Origin of the sequence: Hydrocarboniphaga sp. (genome assembly GCF_028291725.1) — a bacterium.
GTDB lineage: Bacteria > Pseudomonadota > Gammaproteobacteria > Nevskiales > Nevskiaceae > Hydrocarboniphaga.
Window position 1 is genome coordinate 16761 of the sequence record NZ_JAQGNT010000087.1, and the last position, 17888, is coordinate 34648.

Sequence of the window (17888 nt, forward strand, 5' to 3'; positions counted from 1 at the left end):
CAGCCTAGCGATTCGGCGCGTTGGCGATCTCGGCCGTTTGCGCTAGTCGCGACCGCTCCGCTACCAGACGCGGCAGCGCTTGGCGCTGACCATGGCCTGCCCGGCCTTGCACGAGAACGCGGCTTCGAACTCCGGCATGTTCACCATCAGGCCGTTGACGCGGTACTTGCCGGGCGAATGCGGGTCGGTCAGCGCATTGGCGCGCAGGTTTTCCGGGCGGTTGTTCTCGCAGGCCCATTGCGCGTAGCCGACGAAAAAGCGCTGGTCCGGATTCAGGCCGTCGACCGGGCGCAGGCGCTGGTTCGCGGTCTCGGCCTGCCAGGCCATCCAGCCGAGCACCAGGCCGCCGAGATCGGCGAGGTCTTCGCCTTCGCTGAGCTTGCTGTTGATCTTGATGTCGTCGACCACGACGTAGTGCGAATACTGATCGACGACACATTGCGCACGCTGCTCGAAGGCCTTCGCGTCGGCCGGCGTCCACCAGTCTTTCAGGTTGCCTTGCGCGTCGAACTGGCGGCCCTCATCGTCGAAGGCATGAGTCAGCTCATGGCCGATGGTCGAGCCGGTGTTGCCGTAGTTCGGCGCCGCGTCCATCTTGGCGTCGTACAGCGGCGGCTGTAGCACGCCGGCCGGAAAGTTGATGTCGTTCATCTGCGGGTTGTAGTACGCGTTGACGGTCGGCGGTGTCATGCCCCATTCGCCGCGGTCCAGCGGCTTGCCGATCTTCGCCAGCTCGCGCTGCGACTCGAAGCGGTTTCCGCGCTCGACGTTGCCGGCAAAATCGTCACGCGCGATGCTCAGCGCGGAGTAGTCGCGCCAGCTGTCCGGGTAGCCGATCTTGTTGACGATGGTGGCGAGCTTGTCGAGCGCCCTCTTCTTGGTTTCGGCGCTCATCCAGCTGAGCTGATCGAGATCCTCGCTCATCGCCTGCTCGATCTGTTTCGCCATCTTCAGCGTGTCGGCTTTCAGCTGCGGGCTGAAGCTGCGGTTGACGAACTCCTGGCCCAGCGATTCTCCCAGTTGCCCGTCGGTCAGCGCGACGCAGCGCTTCCAGCGCGGCTTCAGGCTCGGCACGCCGCGCAGCGTCTTGCGGAAGAACGCGAAGTCCTCGTCGACGAAGGCCGTTGACAGATACTCGGCCTGGGCATGCGCGACATGCCAGCGCAGATAGGTCTTCAGATTGGCGACCGGCGTGGTTTTCCACTGCCGGTTCAGCGCCCGGTAGAACGTCGGCTCGGACACGTTGAACGAGTCCAGCGAGTTCAGGCCCAGGCCGTGCAGATACATGCTCCAGTCGAAATCCGGCGTCAGCGCCTGCAGGGCCTTGGCGTCCATCCTGTGATAGGTCTTGTACGGATCGCGCAGCTCGACCTGGGTCAGGCTCGCCCTGGCCAGCGCGGTTTCCATCGTCATCACGGTGGTGGCGTTGCGCTTGGCGGCGTCGGGCTGGTCACCGAGCAAAACGAACATCTTGGCCACGTGATCCAGATATTGCTGGCGCAGCTTCACCGACTTGGCGTCGGTGCGCGTGTAGTAGTCGCGATCCGGCAGGCCGAGGCCGCCGGAGCCGGCCGACGCAATCACCTGCGAGGCGTCGCCGTAATCCTGGGTGGAGCTGAAGCCGAAGAACAGGCCGTCGTCGGCGTAGGCCAGATGCAGCGCGGCGAGCAGCGCCGGCAGATCCTTGGCTGACGGTAGCGCGGCGATCCGTGCCAGCGACGGCGCCAGCGGCGCGGCGCCGAGCTTCTCGATCGCCGCTTCGTCCATGCACGCGGCGAAGTAGTCGCCGAGCTTGCGCTGTGCGGCGTTGACGCCGCTGCCGTTCTTGGCCAGGCCGTCGAGAATGCCCCACAGGAAGCGCTGATTGTCCTGGTACAGCTTGCCGTAGACGCTCCAGCTGGCCTGGTCGGGCGGGATCGGGTTGTTCTTCATCCAGCCGCCGCAGGCGTACTGGTAGAAGTCCTCGCAGGGCATGGCCGACCGATCCATCGCCCTGAGATCCAGGCTGGGCGTGTAGGGCAGTGCGGTGAGCGGAGTCTCGGCCGGTGGCGGCGCATCGGCTGCCAGCGCATTCGCGCTCAGGCACAGGGCGAAAGTCGCTGCACAAAACGCTGCTCGAATGTTCATGGGTTCCTGCCTCACTCCCGCCGATCTTTCGTCATGCCAGTTGCCCAAAGCGCTGCAGGCGCCGGACCCTGGAAAGCCGAAGGGGCGCGGCAAAGTCGAAGACTCCGCCGCGCCCCTTCGAGCTTTTTAAGGCTGGCGACTCAGAGCATCTCAGGCCGCGGCGTCCTTCAGCTTCTTCAGCGGACGCACCTTCACCTTGACCGAGGCCGGCTTGGCTGCGAACCACTGTTCCTGCTTGGTGAACGGGTTGATGCCCTTGCGCTTCGGCTTGGCCGCAACGGCGGTGGCGCTGATCTTCAGGATGCCCGGCAGCGTGAACGAGCGCGCGCCCTTCTTGCTGATCGACGAGTGTACGGCCGATTCCAGTGCGGCGAGCACGGAGCGGATTTCCTTGCCGGCCAGTCCTGTGATTTCGGCCAGATGCGCGGTAAGGCCGGTCTTGGTCATCGCTTCCTTGATCGGCTTGGCAGCGGCCGGCTTGGCAGCTTTGACGGCTTTCGCGGGAGCCTTCTTCTTTGCCGCTTTCTTCGTGCTCATAGTGGTTTTGTAGTCCTCGTTGTGTGGGTGGTGTTCAATGAAAACGGCCGTAAATCACTACGGCAGCGTGGAATGTAGGGCAAGCGCCGCGCCGCGCCAAGTCCATCGACGAAAAAACTAGGCTTTTTTGGCGCGATTCGCGCAAATCTGATGCTTGTGATCGGTCATAATCCGCCGCGCCGACGATCTAGCCGGGGCCACACCCGGCAGCGAGCGCGGTGTCACCGACGGAGAACCGCTTGCAGTCCATCATCACAGTCAAGGCGCTGACCAAGACCTACGCATCGGGTTTTCATGCGCTGAAAAACATCGATCTGGAAATCCGCCGCGGCGAGATCTTCGCGCTGCTCGGCCCCAACGGCGCGGGTAAAACCACGCTGATCAGTGTGATCTGCGGCATCGTTAATCCCAGTTCTGGGAGCGTGCTCGCCGACGGCCACGACATCGTCCGCGACTTTCGTGCCGCGCGAACCAAGATCGGCCTGGTGCCGCAGGAGCTGTCGACCGACGCTTTCGAAACCGTCTGGGCGACGGCGGTATTCAGCCGCGGCCTGTTCGGCAAGCCGGCGAACCCGGCGTTCATCGAGAAACTGCTGCGCGACCTGTCGCTGTGGGACAAGCGCGATTCCAAGATCATGACGCTGTCGGGCGGCATGAAGCGGCGCGTGATGATCGCCAAGGCGCTGTCGCATGAGCCGCTGATCCTGTTCCTGGACGAGCCATCCGCCGGCGTCGACGTCGAACTGCGCCGCGACATGTGGCAGCTGGTGCGCGGTCTGCGCGAGAGCGGCGTGACCATCATCCTGACCACGCACTACATCGAGGAGGCCGAGGAAATGGCCGACCGCATCGGCGTGATCAGCAAGGGCGAGATCATCCTGGTGGAGGACAAGGTCGCGCTGATGGCCAAGCTCGGCAAGAAGCAGCTGACCCTGCAGCTGCAGGCGCCGCTGGCGGCAATTCCGGCGGAATTCGCCAGCTACCCGCTGGAGCTGTCGGCCGACGGCAGCGCGCTGACCTATACCTTCGACGCGCAGGGCGAGCAGACCGGCATCGCCGCGCTGCTGCGGCGCCTGAGCGACCACGGTATCGATTTCAAGAGCCTGCAGTCCAGCGAAAGCTCGCTGGAAGACATCTTCGTCAGCCTGGTGAGGTCGCGCGCATGAATACATCCATTCGTAGGTCCATTCGCTGGCCGATGAATGTCTACGCGATCCGCGCGATCTACCGCTTCGAGATGGCGCGCACTTTCCGCACGCTGATGCAGAGCATCGCCTCGCCGGTGCTGTCGACCTCGCTGTACTTCATCGTGTTTGGCGCCGCGATCGGCTCGCGCGTCGGCGCGATCGACGGCATCAGCTACGCCGCCTTCATCATCCCCGGCCTGATCATGCTGTCGCTGCTCAACGAGAGCATCAGCAACGCCAGCTTCGGCATCTACATGCCCAAGTTCACCGGTACGATCTACGAGGTACTGTCGGCGCCGGTATCGTATGTGGAGATCGTGCTCGGCTATGTCGGCGCCGCCGCCTCGAAGTCGATCATCCTCGGCGTGCTGATCCTGATCACCGCGCGCCTGTTCGTCGCCTACGACATCGCCCATCCGCTATGGATGATCGGATTCCTGATCCTGACCGCGGTCACGTTCAGCCTGTTCGGCTTCATCATCGGCATCTGGGCCGACGGCTTCGAGAAGCTGCAGATCGTGCCGATGCTGATCGTCACCCCGCTGACCTTCCTCGGCGGCAGCTTCTACTCGATCGGCATGCTGCCGCCGCTGTGGCAGAAGATCGCGCTGTTCAACCCAGTGGTGTACTTGATCAGCGGCTTCCGCTGGAGCTTCTACGGCGTCGCGGACGTCAGTGTCGGCGTCAGCCTGGGCATGACGCTGCTGTTCATGTTGATCTGCCTGGCGGTGATCGCACGGATTTTCAAGACCGGCTACAAGTTGAAGAACTAGTAGGTCGGCAATCCCTTGCCGACGTGAGGCGGTGATTGCGCATCCCAGGGTGCACGTCGGCAAAGGATTGCCGACCTACGGTGCACGCGGCGCGCCGTTCACCGATTACAGTCTGCCGGCAGCGTGGGATAATCGTCGCATGATCGAGTACAGCCATATCGAGAAGTTCGCCGCCGTGATGGCGGAAGCGGTGCTGACCTACCTGGATTCGGGCGAGCCGCAGTGGGTGACCTGGGACGGTGTCTCGCTCCGCTTCGACTTCACCGTATTCGCGCTCGAGGCCGGAGACACGCCGGCGATGCTGCTGATCGACGAGAACTGGCCGAAGGCGGTCGGCGACGTCGAGGAGATCATCGATCCCGAGCACCCGGAGTTCGACGTCGATGCGCTGCGCAACGCGATCGAGGCGCAGATCCTCGACGAAGGCTACGGCGAACGCCTGCTGAAAGTGTTCCAGGAACGGCTCGAGCGGCTGCGCTCCGGCGAGATCGAGGACGACGAGCCGGACGAGCCCGACGAGACGTAAATCGCGAGACATAAATCGTGAATGCGCTGCAGCTGCCAAGGCGCGAGCTGCAGCCGGCGGTATCGGATGGCGACGCCAGGAGACCGTTAGGGCCTGTTAACCATTAGTCGATCGCTGTGTTGCCGCCAAAGAGACGGCCAGGCACGGCGCGAGGAGGAGGCATAGTGATGACTATGGTGACGACGAGCAACGAAGCATGGCCGTCTCTTTGGTGGCAACCCTTCGGGCTGGCCCCAAAGCGGGCGCATTGCGGCGTCTCTCCCTCCTTGTGTACGTCCAGTACACCGCGTCGGTCGATCCTTGCACTGCGCCCTCTTTGGGGCCAGCGCAGCGACCGCCTAATGGTTAACAGGCCCTAATGAATACCAACGACACCGGGCCGGCTTTCGCATGGCCGATCCCGCCGTTCTTTCAGCTCGCCGTAGTGCCGGACGAGACCCGCGCGCGCGCCTGCCTGGTCGAGCTGATCAACGGCCGCGTCATCGACGCCGATCTGGCCAGCTTCGAGCCGGACCGGGCGCGGATCAGCCTGGTCACGCCCGAGCATGAGCAGCTGCGCCGGCTCGATCTGAAGCTGGTGCGCGTGATCCGGCTGACCACGCCGTTGCGGCTGATCCGCGACGCGGCCGTGATGAGCAACGTCGGCGCCGACGAAGCGCAGGTCGCAGAGGAACGAGAGTTCACCGTGAGCTTTACCGACGGCACGACGCTCACCGGCTCCACGCGCGGATTTCTGAAGGCGACCGCCGGCCTGTTCCTTTATGTGCTGACGGCCGAGGAGCAGGTGCTGCGCTGCTTCGTTCCTGCACAGCACCTGGGCGATGTGCAGATCGGCCCGCTGCTCGGCGATGCGCTGGCGCGCCGGCATCAGCTCAGCGACGAGGCGCTGGCGGCGGCGCTGAGCAAGCAGGCGCAACTGCGCCAGGAAACGCTGGGCCAGCAGCTGCTGGATCGCGGCATCGTCGACCAGGCCGCGCTGAAGCGCGCCTTGAAGGGACAGAAGCTGCGGCCGGCGATGAAGCTGGGCGAGCTGCTGGTCGAGGCCGGCCTGATCACGCCGGCGCAACTGGCCGAGGCGCTGGGCGTGCAGGCGAGCAACCGCGAGCGGCGCCTCGGCGACATCCTGGTCGAGATGGGCATCGTCACCGTGCGGCTGGTGCAGGTGGCGCTGTCCGACAAGCTCGGCATCCCGTTCGTCGACGTGCGCGATTTCCAGATCGACCCGGCGACGCTGGAGCTGTTGAACGCGGGCGCCGCCAGCCGGCACCAGGTGCTGCCGCTGCTGCGCATGGGCGCGTCCCTGGTGGTCGCGGTCGAAAATCCGCTGGCCATGGATTTTGAGCAGGAACTGCGGTTTCTGACCGGCCTCGGCATCGTGCCGGTGATTGCCAATCCGGAGGAGCTGCGGCTGCGCATCGCCGCGGAATACACCAGCCTGCTGGCACCCAGCGTCGCCGAGGACGAGGCGCTGCAGGCCGGCGAATTCCCGGGGCGCCGGGATCTTGCGCAGGTCAATGTGGAGGACCTGGCCAGCGAGCTGGTGCGGGAAACCTCGGCGCCGCGCGACTCCGGCCGGGAAACCAAGGAGCGTGAGTCCGCCGCGCGGGTCACCGACAACGCGCTGGTGCGGCTGGTCAACAAGATCATCATGGACGCGCACAAGCAGGGTGCTTCCGACATCCATATCGAAAGCAACCCCGGTGCTGCCAGCACGCGTATCCGCTTCCGCAAGGACGGCGAGATGGAGGACTACCTGAAGCTGCAGCCGGCCTACCGCAATGCGCTGGTGTCGCGGCTCAAGATCATGGCCGGCCTCGACATCTCCGAGCGCCGCCAGGCGCAGGACGGCAAGATCGCGTTCGGGCGCTTCGGCCCGTTGCCGATCGAGTTGCGCGTCGCCATCGTGCCGACCGCCAACAACCTCGAGGACGTGGTGCTGCGCATCCTCGGCGGCGTGCAGCCGCTGCCGGTGGAGAACCTCGGCTTCAGCGACCATGATCTGGCCCGGCTCAAGCAAATGATTGCGCGCGGCCACGGCCTGATCCTGGTCTGCGGTCCGACCGGCTCGGGCAAGACCACCACGCTGCACTCGATCCTGCATCACCTCAACCGGCCCGACATCAAGATCTGGACCGCGGAGGATCCGGTCGAAATCACCCAGCCGGGCCTGCGCCAGGTGCAGGTGAACCCGAAGATCGGCTGGACGTTCGCCGCCGCGATGCGCGCGTTCCTGCGCGCCGATCCCGACGTGATCATGGTCGGCGAAATGCGCGATGCGGAAACCGCCGGCATCGGCATCGAGGCCTCGCTGACCGGGCATCTGGTGTTCTCCACGCTGCATACCAACAGTGCCGCCGAGAGCATCGTGCGCCTGCTGGATCTGGGCATGGACCCGTTCAATTTCGCCGACGCGCTGATCGGCGTGCTGTCGCAGCGCCTGGCGCGCAAGCTCTGCCCGAAGTGCCGGCGTCCTCACGTCGCCAGCGAGGCCGAGATTGCCGAACTGCTGGCCGAATACTGCGAAGGCAGCGAGCTGCACAAGCCCGAAGTGCTGGCGCTATGGCGCGAGGATTTCGCCCGGCGTGATCAGTTCGTGCTGTACGAAGCCGTCGGCTGCAATGCCTGCCGCAGCGGCTACAAGGGCCGCGTCGGCATCTACGAACTGCTGTCGGCCACGCCGCAGGTCAAGCAGTTGGCGCGCTCGCACGGCACACTGCCGCAGCTGGTCGAGGCGGCGCGCGCCGGCGGCATGCGGCTGTTGCGCCAGGATGCGATCGACAAGCTGCTGAGCGGCCAGCTCGACCGCGCCAGCGCCCGCGCGGTGTCGAGTTAGGGCTCCCGCGCCGACGTTGGGGTTCGCTGCGCTCACCCCAACCTACACCACGTACACGCCCGGCTCGCGCTTCTCGCACTTCAGCACGAAGCTCGAGCGCACGTCCTTGATGCCGGGCAGCACCAGCAGCTTGTGCGACATCAGCTCGGCGTAGGCGTCCAGATCGGTGGTGACGATGTGCAGCAGGTAGTCGACGCTGCCGGTCATCAGGTAGCAGGCGCGCACTTCCGGCAGGTCGCGGATTGCATCCTGCAGGCGGTCGACGTTGTCTGGCGTCTGCCGCTCCAGGCTGATCTGCACGAAGGCCTCGACATTCAGGCCCAGGGTCTTGCGATGGACCATCGTCGTGTAGCCGCTGAGCACGCCGCGCTCTTCGAGTTGCTTGACGCGCCGCAGGCAGGCGGCCGGCGACAGGCCGACCTGTTCGGCCAGCGCCACGTTCGATATCCGGGCGTCCCGGGCCAGGCCGTCCAGGATGCGATGGTCGAGCCGGTCGAAGCCTTCCGCAACAATATTGCGCGATATGATCTTTTGTTTTGTCAATGTTGCTCCGGATCGGGTATTTACTGGTGATATTGATAGCACATTCGCGTTCTGCATCCCTAAGATTGTCTGCATAAGGTAGGGAGATCCCGTCATGCAGAAGCAAGCTGAAACCACCGCGCCGGCCGATGCCGGCAACCCGCTCGGAACCGACGGTTTCGAGTTCGTCGAGTTCACCGCGCCCGACCCGGCCGTGCTCGATCCGCTGTTCCGCGCGCTGGGTTTCACCCGCGTCGCCGAGCACCGGTCCAAGCGCGTGGCGCTGTATCGGCAGGGTGGGATCAACTTCATCCTCAACGGCGAGCCGTCCTCGCTGGCCTCGAACTTCGCGCACGAGCATGGCCCTTCGGCCTGTGCGATGGCGTTCCGCGTGCGCGATGCGCGCTTCGCGTTCGAAGAGGCAGTGCGCCGCGGCGCCAAGCCCATCGATGGCCCGGTCGGCCCGATGGAATTGCGCATCCCGGCGATCGAGGGCATCGGCGGCGCGCCGCTGTACCTGGTCGACCGCTATGAGGAGCAGTCGATCTACGACGTCGACTTCCGCTTTCTGCCTGGCGTCGAGCACCACCCGGCCGGCGTCGGCCTGACCCGGATCGATCATCTGACGCACAACGTCGAGCGCGGCCGCATGGCGGTCTGGGCCGGGTTCTACGAGCGCCTGTTCAACTTCCACGAGATCCGCCATTTCGACATCGAGGGCCAGCACACCGGCCTTGCGTCCAAGGCGATGACCGGCCCCTGCGGCAAGCTGCGCATCCCGATCAACGAGAGCGCCGACGATCGCAGCCAGATCGCCGAATACCTGCACCAGTACCGCGGCGAAGGCATCCAGCACATCGCGCTGGCGACCGACGAGATCTACGCCACGGTCGACCGCCTGCGCGCACTCGGCCTGCCGTTCCTGGCGCCGCCGCCGGATACCTACTACGAGGGCATTGCCGAGCGCCTGCCCCGGCACGGCGAAAACGTCGAGGAACTGCGCAAGCGCGGGCTGCTGATCGATGGTGCCGGCGAGGGGCGCGTGCTGCTGCAGATCTTCACCGAAACCCAGATCGGGCCGATCTTCTTCGAGATCATCCAGCGCAAGGGCGACGAAGGTTTCGGCGAGGGCAATTTCAAGGCGCTGTTCGAGAGCATGGAACGCGACCAGATCCGCCGTGGTTCGCTGAGCGAAGCGTGAAATCCCATGCCGCAATAATCCCTTCTCCCTCCGGGAGAGCAGTTGGCGCCAGCGAGGAGCGACCCAAGTCGCTCCGAGTTAGGCCAACTGCGCCCGAAGGGGCGGATGAGGGACTTGGAGATCGCGCGATCTTCGAGACCCTCACCCCTGCCGGCTTCGCCCCCCTCGCTTCGCTCTCCCCGGAGGGAGAGGGGATTCATGCTACGAATCCGTTTCCAATCCCCGGCTCCTGCCAGCTGCGCGGCGACTACCGGCTGTGCGCCGCCGACTACAGCGTGCAGCAGGATTACCGCCGGTATACCGAGGCCGATCAGGCGCTGTGGCGCCGGCTGTACGCCCGGCAGGCGCAGCTGATCGAGCGCTACGCGGCGCCGGAGTTCGTCGCCGGCGTCGCCGCGCTGGACATGGCCGATGCGATCCCGCATTTCGATCGTGCCAACCTGATGCTGGCGCGCGCCACCGGCTGGCAGCTGGTCGCGGTGCCGGGGCTGATTCCGAACGAGGTGTTCTTCGAGCATCTCGCGCGCCGGCGCTTCCCGGTCAGCGTCTGGCTGCGCCGTGAAGACGAGTTCGACTACCTGGTCGAGCCGGACATCTTTCACGACTTCTTCGGCCACGTGCCGCTGCTGTCCAACCCGGTGTTCGCCGACTATCTGCAGCACTACGGCGAGCAGGGACGCATCGCGATCGGCCTGGACGCGGTCGAGCCGATGTCGCGGCTCTACTGGTACATGGTCGAGTTCGGCCTGATCAACACGCCCAAGGGTCTGCGCGCGTTCGGCGCCGGCATTCTGTCGAGCGGCGGCGAGACGGTGTACTGCATCGCATCGCCGCAGCCGCATCGCATCGGCTTCGATGTCGAGCGGGTGATGCGCACCGCGTATCGGATCGACGCCTACCAGCAGACCTATTTCGTGCTCGACAGCTTCGAGCAGCTGTTCGCGCAGACCCGCGGCGATCTGCGCGAACTGCTGCAGCGGGTGCGCGAGCAGCCGGCGATTCCGGCAACGCAGACGCGCGACGGTGATCGCATCATTGCGCCGTGAACTCAAAATCCCCATCCAAACTCCGTTCCTCCCGAGTTGCCCGCGCTTCTGCGGGCGTATCGAGGGACTTGAGCGCGATGCGTCCCTCGATACGCCCACAGACGTGCTTGGCGTGCGGGAGGAACGGAGTTTCGTTGAAAATTTCTGGTATGCCGTGCCCGGAGCCCGCACATGAATAAATGGATTTATCGCCCGCCGACCGAAGGCCGCACCTCGCGCCAGGCGCATGCCGATCTGCCGGACGGGCTCTATGAGCGCGAACTCGGCAAGGACGGCTTCTTCGGCCCGGCCACGCACATGATGCATGCGCACCCGCCGACGGGGTGGACCTCCTGGGAAGGCCCGCTGCGGCCGCGCGCTTTCGACCTGACACGCATCGAAGCCCGCGCCGCATCGCCCTGGGACGCGAGCGACATACTGAGCAACGCGCACGTGAAATTCCGTTACTGGCGCTGCCCGGCGACGATGGACCACCTGGTGCGCAACGGCGACGGCGACGAGCTGTTGTTCGTGCACGAAGGCGCCGGCGAGCTGTTCTGCGATTACGGTCACCTGAGCATCGAGGCCGGCGACTACCTGGTGTTGCCGCGCGGCACGATGTGGCGGCTGGAATGCGCGGCGCCGATCACGCTGCTGCTGATCGAGGCGACGCAGAGCAGCTACCGGCTGCCGGACAAGGGCCTGGTCGGCGAGAACGCGATCTTCGATCCGGCGATGTTCGATCTGCCGAAGATCGACGAGGCGCATCGGTTGCAGAGCGCGCAGCCGCGCGAATGGCAGGTCCGCATCAAGCGCCGCAACGCGATCTCGACGGTGCGCTATCCCTTCAACCCGCTCGACGCGGAAGGCTGGCACGGCACGCTGCACCCGGTGCGGATCAATGTGCGCCATCTGCGGCCGCTGATGTCGCATCGCTACCATCTGCCGCCGTCGGCGCATACCACCTTCGTCGCCGAGCGCTTCGTCGTCTGCACCTTCGTGCCGCGGCCGTTCGAGACCGATCCGGGCGCAATCAAGATCCCGTTCTTTCACAGTAACGATGACTACGACGAAGTGATTTTCTACCACGCCGGCGACTTCTTCTCGCGTGACGGCATCCATCCGGGCATGGTCACGCTGCATCCCTGCGGCTTCACCCACGGCCCGCATCCGAAGGCGCTCACGCGGATGTTGAAGCAGGCGAAGCCGGCCACCGAGGAATACGCGGTGATGATCGACACACGCGACGCGCTCGATGTCGGCACCGAGGCGAGCCAGGTCGAGCGCGAGGACTATCACCAGTCCTGGCGCGGCGCGCCGGCCACCGGGAGCGGCGCATGAAGCTGGCGAGCCTGCGCGACGGTAGCCGTGACGGCCGTCTGGTCGTGGTTTCGCGCGATCTGAAGCTGTGCATGCCGGCGGCGGTGGCGACGCTGCAGCTGGCGCTGGACCGCTGGGACGAGGTCGAGCTGCTGCTGCTGCAGCAATCGGACCGGGTCAACTCGAGTTCCGCGGCCGGCTTTGCGCCTTTCGATCCGGCGGCATGTCTGTCGCCGCTGCCGCGCGCCTACCAGTGGCTCGACGGTTCGGCCTACGTCAATCATGTCGAGCTGGTACGCAAGGCGCGCGGCGCCGAGATGCCGGCGAGTTTCTGGACCGATCCGCTGATGTACCAGGGCGGCAGCGATGCCTTCCTGGCGCCGCGGCAGCACATCCCGCTCGGCGATGCCGCCTGGGGCGCGGACTTCGAGGCCGAGATCGCGGTGGTCACCGGCGATGTCGCGCTCGGCGCCTCGGTGGTGGCGGCGCGTGGCTGCGTGCGCCTGCTGATGCTGGTCAACGACGTGTCGCTGCGCAACCTGATTCCGAACGAGCTGGCAAAAGGCTTCGGCTTCCTGCAGTCCAAGCCCTCGTCGGCGTTCTCGCCGGTGGCGGTGACGCCGGACGAGCTCGGCCCGGCCTGGGACGGCGGCCGTCTGCATGGCCCGCTGCTGACGCAGCTCAACGGCCAGGCTTTCGGCAGGCCCGATGCCGGCGTCGACATGACGTTCGACTTTCCGACGCTGATCGCGCACGCCGCCCGCACGCGGCCGCTGGCGGCCGGCACGATCGTCGGCAGCGGCACGGTCTCCAACCGCGACGCCGACGGCGGTCCGGGGCGGCCGATCGCCGAGGGCGGCCTCGGCTACTCCTGTCTGGCCGAGCTGCGCACGGTCGAGACGCTGCGCGGCGGCAAAGCGCAGACGCCGTTCCTGAAAGCGGGCGACCGGGTGCGCATCGAAATGCTCGACGCGCAAGGAAGCAGTATCTTCGGCGCGATCGACCAGACGGTCGCCGAACCAGGACACAGGGAATGAACGACGCAGCAAGCTCACAGGCAGGCACCGCGCTCTACGACTATTTCCGCAGCTCGGCCGCGTTTCGCGTGCGCATCGCGCTGAACATCAAGGGCCTGCCCTACGAGCAACGTCCGCTGCATCTGCTGCGCAACGGCGGTGAGCATCTGAGCGATGCCTACCGCGCGCTGAACCCGCAGGCGCTGATTCCGGCGCTGGTCGACGAGGGCGAAGTCCACACGCAGTCGCTGGCGATCATCGAATACCTGGAAGACAAGCACCCGCAGCCGCCGATCATGCCCTGGCATCCCAGCGATCGCGCCTACGTGCGCTCGCTGGCGCTGCAGATCGCCTGCGACATTCATCCGCTGAACAATCTGCGCGTGCTCGCCTACCTGAAGGACGAGCTGCATATCGACGACACCCATCGCAGGGCCTGGATGCATCACTGGCTGCAGACCGGGTTCGCCGCGCTGGAGCAGCGGCTGGCCAATGGCCCGCATACCGACCGCTACTGCTTCGGCGACACGATCACGCTGGCCGACATCTGCCTGGTGCCGCAGGTGTTCAACGCACGCCGTTTCCACGTGCCGCTGGACGCTTACCCGACCGTGGTCCGCATTGCCGACGCCGCAGCCGAACTCGACGCTTTTCGCAGAGCCGCGCCGCAGAACCAGCCCGACTCGGAGTAGCGTGGGCCGCGGCCCACGCCACATCGATCGGACCGCCTGTCGTAGGTCGGCAATCCCTTGCCGACGTGAGGCCTCGGTTGCGCATCGAAGGTACTTGCCGCAAATGCGTAGGGCGGGTCGCGACCCGCCGCTTTGTGCCCGGCCGTCAGAACGGCGGGTCACGACCCGCCCTACGGTCTCGAGTATCGTCGCCATTACCTGTCCGCCTTAGAATGTCGGCAATCATATTGAGGTCCGCCGCCATGCGATATTCCGATACCCACAAGTCCGAAACCCGGGCGCGTATCGTCAAGAATGCGGCGGCGGCGTTCCGCAAGTACGGTGTCGACGGCATCGGCGTCGCGGCCCTGATGAAGAAGTCCGGGCTCACGCACGGCGGCTTCTATGCGCACTTCGAATCCAAGGACGCGCTCGTCGGCGAGGCCATCGACGCGGCCTTCGAGCAGTCGCTGGCGTCGCTGGCCGACTCGGTGGAGACGGCAGAGCCCAAGCAGCGTCGCGATGTACTGATGTCGCGCTACCTGAGCGATGCGCATCGCGACCAGCCCGCCAACGGCTGCGTGTTCGCGGCGATGGGCTCCGAGGCCGGGCGGCTGAAGCCGGCGTTGCGTGCGCGCTTCGATGCCCATTTCGAGACGATGATCAGCTTGCTGACCCAGGGCAGCGACAACGCCGAAGCGCGCCGCGCGGCGATCGCGCGCTACACCGCCGCGATCGGCGCGATCATCGTCGCGCGCGCGGTGCGATCCAAGGCGCTGTCCGACGAAGTGCTCAACGCGGCGCGCGCGCTGCAGCGCGGCTGACGCGCAGCGGCAAGTCGTAGCACAATCCCGGCCTGTCGCCGCGGAGAACGTCGATGTCGCACTACCGATCGCCGAGAACCTCATGGTCGAATCGCGCTGCTGCGCTTGCGTTCGGCCTGATGTGCGTGTGCACGCAGAGCCGCGCCGCGCCGCAGGGCTGGACCCTGCATCTGGTCTGGTCACCGGACTACTGCGAGGCCAAGCTGAGTTCGAAAGAGGCGCAATGCACCGAAGAGCGCTATTTCACCGTCGACGGCCTGCTGCCGCATTTCGACGGTGAAAAGCCGGCCTGCACCGATCAGCGCCTCTCGGACGAAGAAGCCGAGCGCTGGCTGACGACGATCCCCAATCGCGCGCAGATCAGGAAGACCTGGAAGCGGCAGGGCGCCTGTAGTGGCCTGGATTCTGCGGGCTACTACACACAGCTCGAACGCGGCAGCCGCCGCGTGCTGGTGCCGAGCGAGTTCACGGCCGTCAGCGCCGCCTTGCACACTTCGGCTGAGATGGTGAAAGCCGCCTTCATCCGCGACAATCCGGGCCTGAGCGTGGAGGCGATCGTGCTCGACTGCCACGGGCGTTCACTGGCCGGGCTCAGCGTCTGCTTCGACGCGGGTTTTCAGTACCAGGCCTGCAGCGTCGCGGCCAGCTGCAGCGCCGACGAGCTGATCGTCAAGCCGCTGCGCAGCAGCCGCGTCGGTCGCGAGCCTGTCTACCGATGACAAAAGCGGCGCTCACAGGCGCCGCTTCCATCTGGCAATGCCGATCGAGCGCTTAGCTGGGGTCTACCAGTCGGGCGCTCCTGGTCGCGCCTACTGGATGTAGGTCGGCCCATGCAGCTGCGTACCCAGCGACTCGCCGTCGATACTGGCCAGCTGCGGATCGATCACGACGGTGTAGCGGCCCGGCTGCAGATGTGGCGCGTAAAGCACGCGCGGATCCTGGCCCTGTTCCCAGTTGGCCGTCACCGGCTGCCCATCGGCAGCAATCAGCTTGATGTTCTGCGCGGCGGCCGGATCGCTGACCTGGCGCGAGAAGCGGATTACCAGCGCCGGCTGATCCGCGGCCTGCCCGACGTACTGCACGCCGAAGCGATCGTCACTGGCGGTCTGGTTCCACCAGGGGCGCAGCGCATCCGAGGCCGAGGCTGCCGGTGTACGCACGGCCGGGCGATTCGGCCGCTGGTCCTTCACCGCAAGCTGAGCGTGATCCGCGGCTTCCGAGGACGAAGCGGCTGCTGCACTGCTGTCTGCCGCGACCGGATCGGCGGCCGGTGTCCGCCGCGCCGCGCCGGATGGGCTCGCGCTGGCGGTTTCGACCGGAGCCGGCTTCGTCCTGGGCGCCGGAGCTTTGGCCGGAGCTTCGGTCGCAGTTTCCACCGCTGCGGCAGCCGGTGCAGCGGTCGTCGTCGCAGGTTCGGGCGGCACTGGCGCATCCGGCGCTGCTGCGGGAGCGGGGGCTGCCGCGCTGGCTGTCATGCCGGCCGTGGGCGCGTCGGCGCCTTCGGCGGCGACCGGCGCATTGCCGTCGCCGGCCATGGCCGTCTGCTGCCGCCCGTCGGGGCTGGCGACGGCGACGGTCTTGTCGCCGGGTCGCGTCATCGCATAGAAGCCGCCGGCAAGCATCAGCGCGATCGCCGCGATGATCGCGGGCTTGACGAAGCGCGGGCCGGAATCCATTTCCAGGTTTGATCTCATCGTCGTTCTCCTTCCTTGGTGATATGTAGCCCTACTATCGGCGGCAGCGATGAATTGCGTATGAACTCCGGTTCAGGGCTTCAGTGCGGGTTCATGCATGGCCGGTGAATGCCGGTTGCTGAGCGCAAGCCCTGGCCTCAACATCGGCGCCGCCGGCACGGGTCATCACGAGAACTTGGAAAATGGACGGCAGCGCATTCTGGGTGGCGGCCCTGCTCGCGGTTGGGCTGGGCAGTATCTTTCTGTGGGCCGACTGGAGCAGCCGGCCGAGCCGCGCGCTCGCGCTGTGCCTGATCGTGATCGGCCTGCGCCTGTCGCTGGTGCCGACGGAGCACCGGCTCGGCAGCCATGGTTTCTGGATCTACCAGATCGGCAGCCGCACGCTGGAGACGGTGTCGATACTCGCCGGTATCGAATGGGCGCGGCGCGTCGCCGCCGATGCCGGTGCCAAGCTCAAACGCACCGTCGGCGTGCTGTTCCGCGTATCCCAGGGCATCACGCTGCTGTACGGCTTGCTGGTGATCGGCTATGTCGTGCTGGCGCCGGAGACCGCGAGTACCGACGCCACCGGCCTGATCCGCATGCATGGCTGGGGCTGGGCGCTGATTCCGGTGCTGGCGATCGCGATCCTGCTATCGACCATCGCGCTGATCATCGTGCGCTTCACGCGCCGCGACCCGGCCGAGTCGCTGCGGCTGCGCGCGCTGATGGTCGCCACGCCGTTCCTGCTGACGGGCCTGGTGGTCAGCCGCGAATGGGTGCCGCTGCTGATCTCCTTCGGCCTGCTGATCTTTCTGTCCGGCTCGGTGCACTACCTGATCATCCAGGGCCAGCGCGGTGCCTCGATGCGGCAGTTCATCTCGCCGGAGATCGCGCGGCTGCTATCGATGCAGGGCATGGAGCAGGCGATGCGCCGCGAGCGCCGCGAGATCAGCATCGTGATCTGCGATCTGCGCGGCTTCACCGCGTACGCGCGCGAGCACGATTCCGACGGCGTCGTCGGCCTGCTGGAGCGCTATTACCGCGTCGTCGGCCAGGTCAGCCTGCAGCACCGCGGTACCGTCAAGGATCACGCCGGCGACGGCGTGCTGATCCTGGTCGGCGCACCGCTGCCGGATCGCCGCCACGCGGTGCATGCGGTGCGTCTTGCGCTGGAACTGCGCACGCATGTCGGCGCGTTTCTGCATGAGGCTGGAGTCGAGCTGGGCATCGGCATCGGCGTTGCCACCGGCGATACCACGATCGGTGCCTTGCGCGGTGCGGGACGTCTGGAATATGCGGCGGTCGGCACGGCGGTGAATCTCGCCGCGCGCCTGTGCCAGCGCGCCGCCGACGGCGAAGTGCTGGCCGACCAGAGAACCTGCGACGCGCTGGCCGACGATGTGCGCGTCGCGATCAGCCCGCAGGCGCCGGAGGTGATGAAGGGTTTTGCCGAAGCGGTGCCGGTTTATGCGTTGGTGAATGCGTAACGCTGTTGCGCGCCGATGTTGGGGTTCGCTGCGCTCACCCCAACCTACGAATGCCCTGGTAGGTTGGGGTGTGCGCAGCGAACCCCAACAACCCGCGCCCCCCAAAAAGCCCCCCGAAAATACGGGGGCTCAGTCACGCAGCAGGCCTTATCGGCTGCCCAAC

16 protein-coding genes are annotated in these 17888 nt (G+C 66.1%); 12 read left to right on the forward strand and 4 right to left on the reverse strand.

The genetic code is table 11. From position 1 onward, the window contains the following. Nucleotides 1-60 precede the first annotated feature (60 nt). Both JWQ90_RS22735 and JWQ90_RS22740 read right to left on the reverse strand, forming a co-directional pair. Nucleotides 61-2127 (reverse strand): M13 family metallopeptidase, encoded by a 2067-nt coding sequence (locus tag JWQ90_RS22735; RefSeq protein WP_299697284.1) that lies wholly within the window; start codon nucleotides 2125-2127, stop codon nucleotides 61-63. A 150-nt stretch (nucleotides 2128-2277) separates the two neighbouring features. Next, nucleotides 2278-2664, reverse strand: coding sequence for an HU family DNA-binding protein (locus JWQ90_RS22740; RefSeq protein ID WP_299697285.1), 387 nt, complete (start codon nucleotides 2662-2664; stop codon nucleotides 2278-2280). A 239-nt stretch (nucleotides 2665-2903) separates the two neighbouring features. Between JWQ90_RS22740 and JWQ90_RS22745 the strand changes: the two genes are divergently transcribed. The 4 genes from JWQ90_RS22745 (at nucleotide 2904) to JWQ90_RS22760 (ending at nucleotide 7983) form a co-directional block, all read left to right on the forward strand. Continuing rightward, entirely contained in the window at nucleotides 2904-3830 is a 927-nt protein-coding gene (locus JWQ90_RS22745) for an ABC transporter ATP-binding protein (RefSeq protein ID WP_299697286.1), read from the forward strand. Nucleotides 3831-3862: 32 nt separating this feature from the next. Further along, nucleotides 3863-4624 carry an ABC transporter permease gene (locus tag JWQ90_RS22750; RefSeq protein WP_366919578.1) on the forward strand — a complete coding sequence of 254 codons (762 nt, stop codon included), beginning with the start codon at nucleotides 3863-3865 and terminating at the stop codon, nucleotides 4622-4624. A 139-nt stretch (nucleotides 4625-4763) separates the two neighbouring features. Then, nucleotides 4764-5150 carry a hypothetical protein gene (locus JWQ90_RS22755; protein WP_299697288.1) on the forward strand — a complete coding sequence of 129 codons (387 nt, stop codon included), beginning with the start codon at nucleotides 4764-4766 and terminating at the stop codon, nucleotides 5148-5150. Between the two features lie 358 nt (nucleotides 5151-5508). Next, on the forward strand, nucleotides 5509-7983 hold the full coding sequence (locus JWQ90_RS22760; protein WP_299697289.1) for an ATPase, T2SS/T4P/T4SS family: 2475 nt from the start codon (nucleotides 5509-5511) through the stop codon (nucleotides 7981-7983). Nucleotides 7984-8025: 42 nt separating this feature from the next. Here JWQ90_RS22760 and JWQ90_RS22765 read toward each other — a convergent pair whose 3' ends face one another. Continuing rightward, nucleotides 8026-8526 (reverse strand): Lrp/AsnC family transcriptional regulator, encoded by a 501-nt coding sequence (locus tag JWQ90_RS22765; RefSeq protein ID WP_299697290.1) that lies wholly within the window; start codon nucleotides 8524-8526, stop codon nucleotides 8026-8028. A 94-nt stretch (nucleotides 8527-8620) separates the two neighbouring features. On the opposite strand from JWQ90_RS22765, the gene hppD reads away from it, so the two are divergent. From hppD to JWQ90_RS22800, 7 genes are all read left to right on the forward strand, one after another. Further along, on the forward strand, nucleotides 8621-9706 hold the full coding sequence (hppD, locus tag JWQ90_RS22770; protein WP_299697291.1) for a 4-hydroxyphenylpyruvate dioxygenase: 1086 nt from the start codon (nucleotides 8621-8623) through the stop codon (nucleotides 9704-9706). Between the two features lie 275 nt (nucleotides 9707-9981). Beyond that, a complete protein-coding gene (gene phhA, locus JWQ90_RS22775; protein ID WP_299697292.1) occupies nucleotides 9982-10752 on the forward strand; it encodes a phenylalanine 4-monooxygenase in 771 nt (256 codons plus the stop codon). Nucleotides 10753-10923: 171 nt separating this feature from the next. Further along, nucleotides 10924-12072: a homogentisate 1,2-dioxygenase gene (locus tag JWQ90_RS22780; RefSeq protein WP_299697293.1), complete on the forward strand. Its 1149-nt coding sequence runs from the start codon at nucleotides 10924-10926 to the stop codon at nucleotides 12070-12072. After that, nucleotides 12069-13088 (forward strand): fumarylacetoacetate hydrolase family protein, encoded by a 1020-nt coding sequence (locus JWQ90_RS22785; protein ID WP_299697294.1) that lies wholly within the window; start codon nucleotides 12069-12071, stop codon nucleotides 13086-13088. The genes JWQ90_RS22780 and JWQ90_RS22785 overlap by 4 nt, the downstream gene beginning before the upstream one ends. After that, nucleotides 13085-13759 (forward strand): maleylacetoacetate isomerase, encoded by a 675-nt coding sequence (gene maiA, locus JWQ90_RS22790; protein ID WP_299697295.1) that lies wholly within the window; start codon nucleotides 13085-13087, stop codon nucleotides 13757-13759. The genes JWQ90_RS22785 and maiA overlap by 4 nt, the downstream gene beginning before the upstream one ends. Nucleotides 13760-14001: 242 nt before the next feature. Beyond that, entirely contained in the window at nucleotides 14002-14562 is a 561-nt protein-coding gene (locus JWQ90_RS22795; protein ID WP_299697296.1) for a TetR/AcrR family transcriptional regulator, read from the forward strand. A gap of 53 nt (nucleotides 14563-14615) precedes the next feature. Continuing rightward, a complete protein-coding gene (locus JWQ90_RS22800) occupies nucleotides 14616-15281 on the forward strand; it encodes a hypothetical protein (protein ID WP_299697297.1) in 666 nt (221 codons plus the stop codon). A 90-nt stretch (nucleotides 15282-15371) separates the two neighbouring features. Here the strand turns inward: JWQ90_RS22800 and JWQ90_RS22805 are convergent, their stop codons facing one another. Then, a complete protein-coding gene (locus JWQ90_RS22805; protein WP_299697298.1) occupies nucleotides 15372-16256 on the reverse strand; it encodes a hypothetical protein in 885 nt (294 codons plus the stop codon). Between the two features lie 182 nt (nucleotides 16257-16438). Between JWQ90_RS22805 and JWQ90_RS22810 the strand changes: the two genes are divergently transcribed. Continuing rightward, nucleotides 16439-17725: an adenylate/guanylate cyclase domain-containing protein gene (locus JWQ90_RS22810; protein WP_299697299.1), complete on the forward strand. Its 1287-nt coding sequence runs from the start codon at nucleotides 16439-16441 to the stop codon at nucleotides 17723-17725. Nucleotides 17726-17888 lie beyond the last annotated feature (163 nt).

Excerpts from the sequence above, each read along its gene's own strand:
- maiA (WP_299697295.1), top strand. The coding sequence starts at position 13,085 with ATGAACGACGCAGCAAGCTCACAGGCAGGCACCGCGCTCTACGACTAT.
- JWQ90_RS22785 (WP_299697294.1), top strand. The coding sequence starts at position 12,069 with ATGAAGCTGGCGAGCCTGCGCGACGGTAGCCGTGACGGCCGTCTGGTC.
- hppD (WP_299697291.1), top strand. The coding sequence starts at position 8,621 with ATGCAGAAGCAAGCTGAAACCACCGCGCCGGCCGATGCCGGCAACCCG.
- JWQ90_RS22805 (WP_299697298.1), bottom strand. The coding sequence starts at position 16,256 with ATGAGATCAAACCTGGAAATGGATTCCGGCCCGCGCTTCGTCAAGCCC.
- JWQ90_RS22740 (WP_299697285.1), bottom strand. The coding sequence starts at position 2,664 with ATGAGCACGAAGAAAGCGGCAAAGAAGAAGGCTCCCGCGAAAGCCGTC.
- JWQ90_RS22735 (WP_299697284.1), bottom strand. The coding sequence starts at position 2,127 with ATGAACATTCGAGCAGCGTTTTGTGCAGCGACTTTCGCCCTGTGCCTG.
- JWQ90_RS22750 (WP_366919578.1), top strand. The coding sequence starts at position 3,863 with ATGAATGTCTACGCGATCCGCGCGATCTACCGCTTCGAGATGGCGCGC.
- JWQ90_RS22780 (WP_299697293.1), top strand. The coding sequence starts at position 10,924 with ATGAATAAATGGATTTATCGCCCGCCGACCGAAGGCCGCACCTCGCGC.
- JWQ90_RS22810 (WP_299697299.1), top strand. The coding sequence starts at position 16,439 with ATGGACGGCAGCGCATTCTGGGTGGCGGCCCTGCTCGCGGTTGGGCTG.
- JWQ90_RS22755 (WP_299697288.1), top strand. The coding sequence starts at position 4,764 with ATGATCGAGTACAGCCATATCGAGAAGTTCGCCGCCGTGATGGCGGAA.
- JWQ90_RS22760 (WP_299697289.1), top strand. The coding sequence starts at position 5,509 with ATGAATACCAACGACACCGGGCCGGCTTTCGCATGGCCGATCCCGCCG.
- JWQ90_RS22795 (WP_299697296.1), top strand. The coding sequence starts at position 14,002 with ATGCGATATTCCGATACCCACAAGTCCGAAACCCGGGCGCGTATCGTC.
- JWQ90_RS22800 (WP_299697297.1), top strand. The coding sequence starts at position 14,616 with ATGTCGCACTACCGATCGCCGAGAACCTCATGGTCGAATCGCGCTGCT.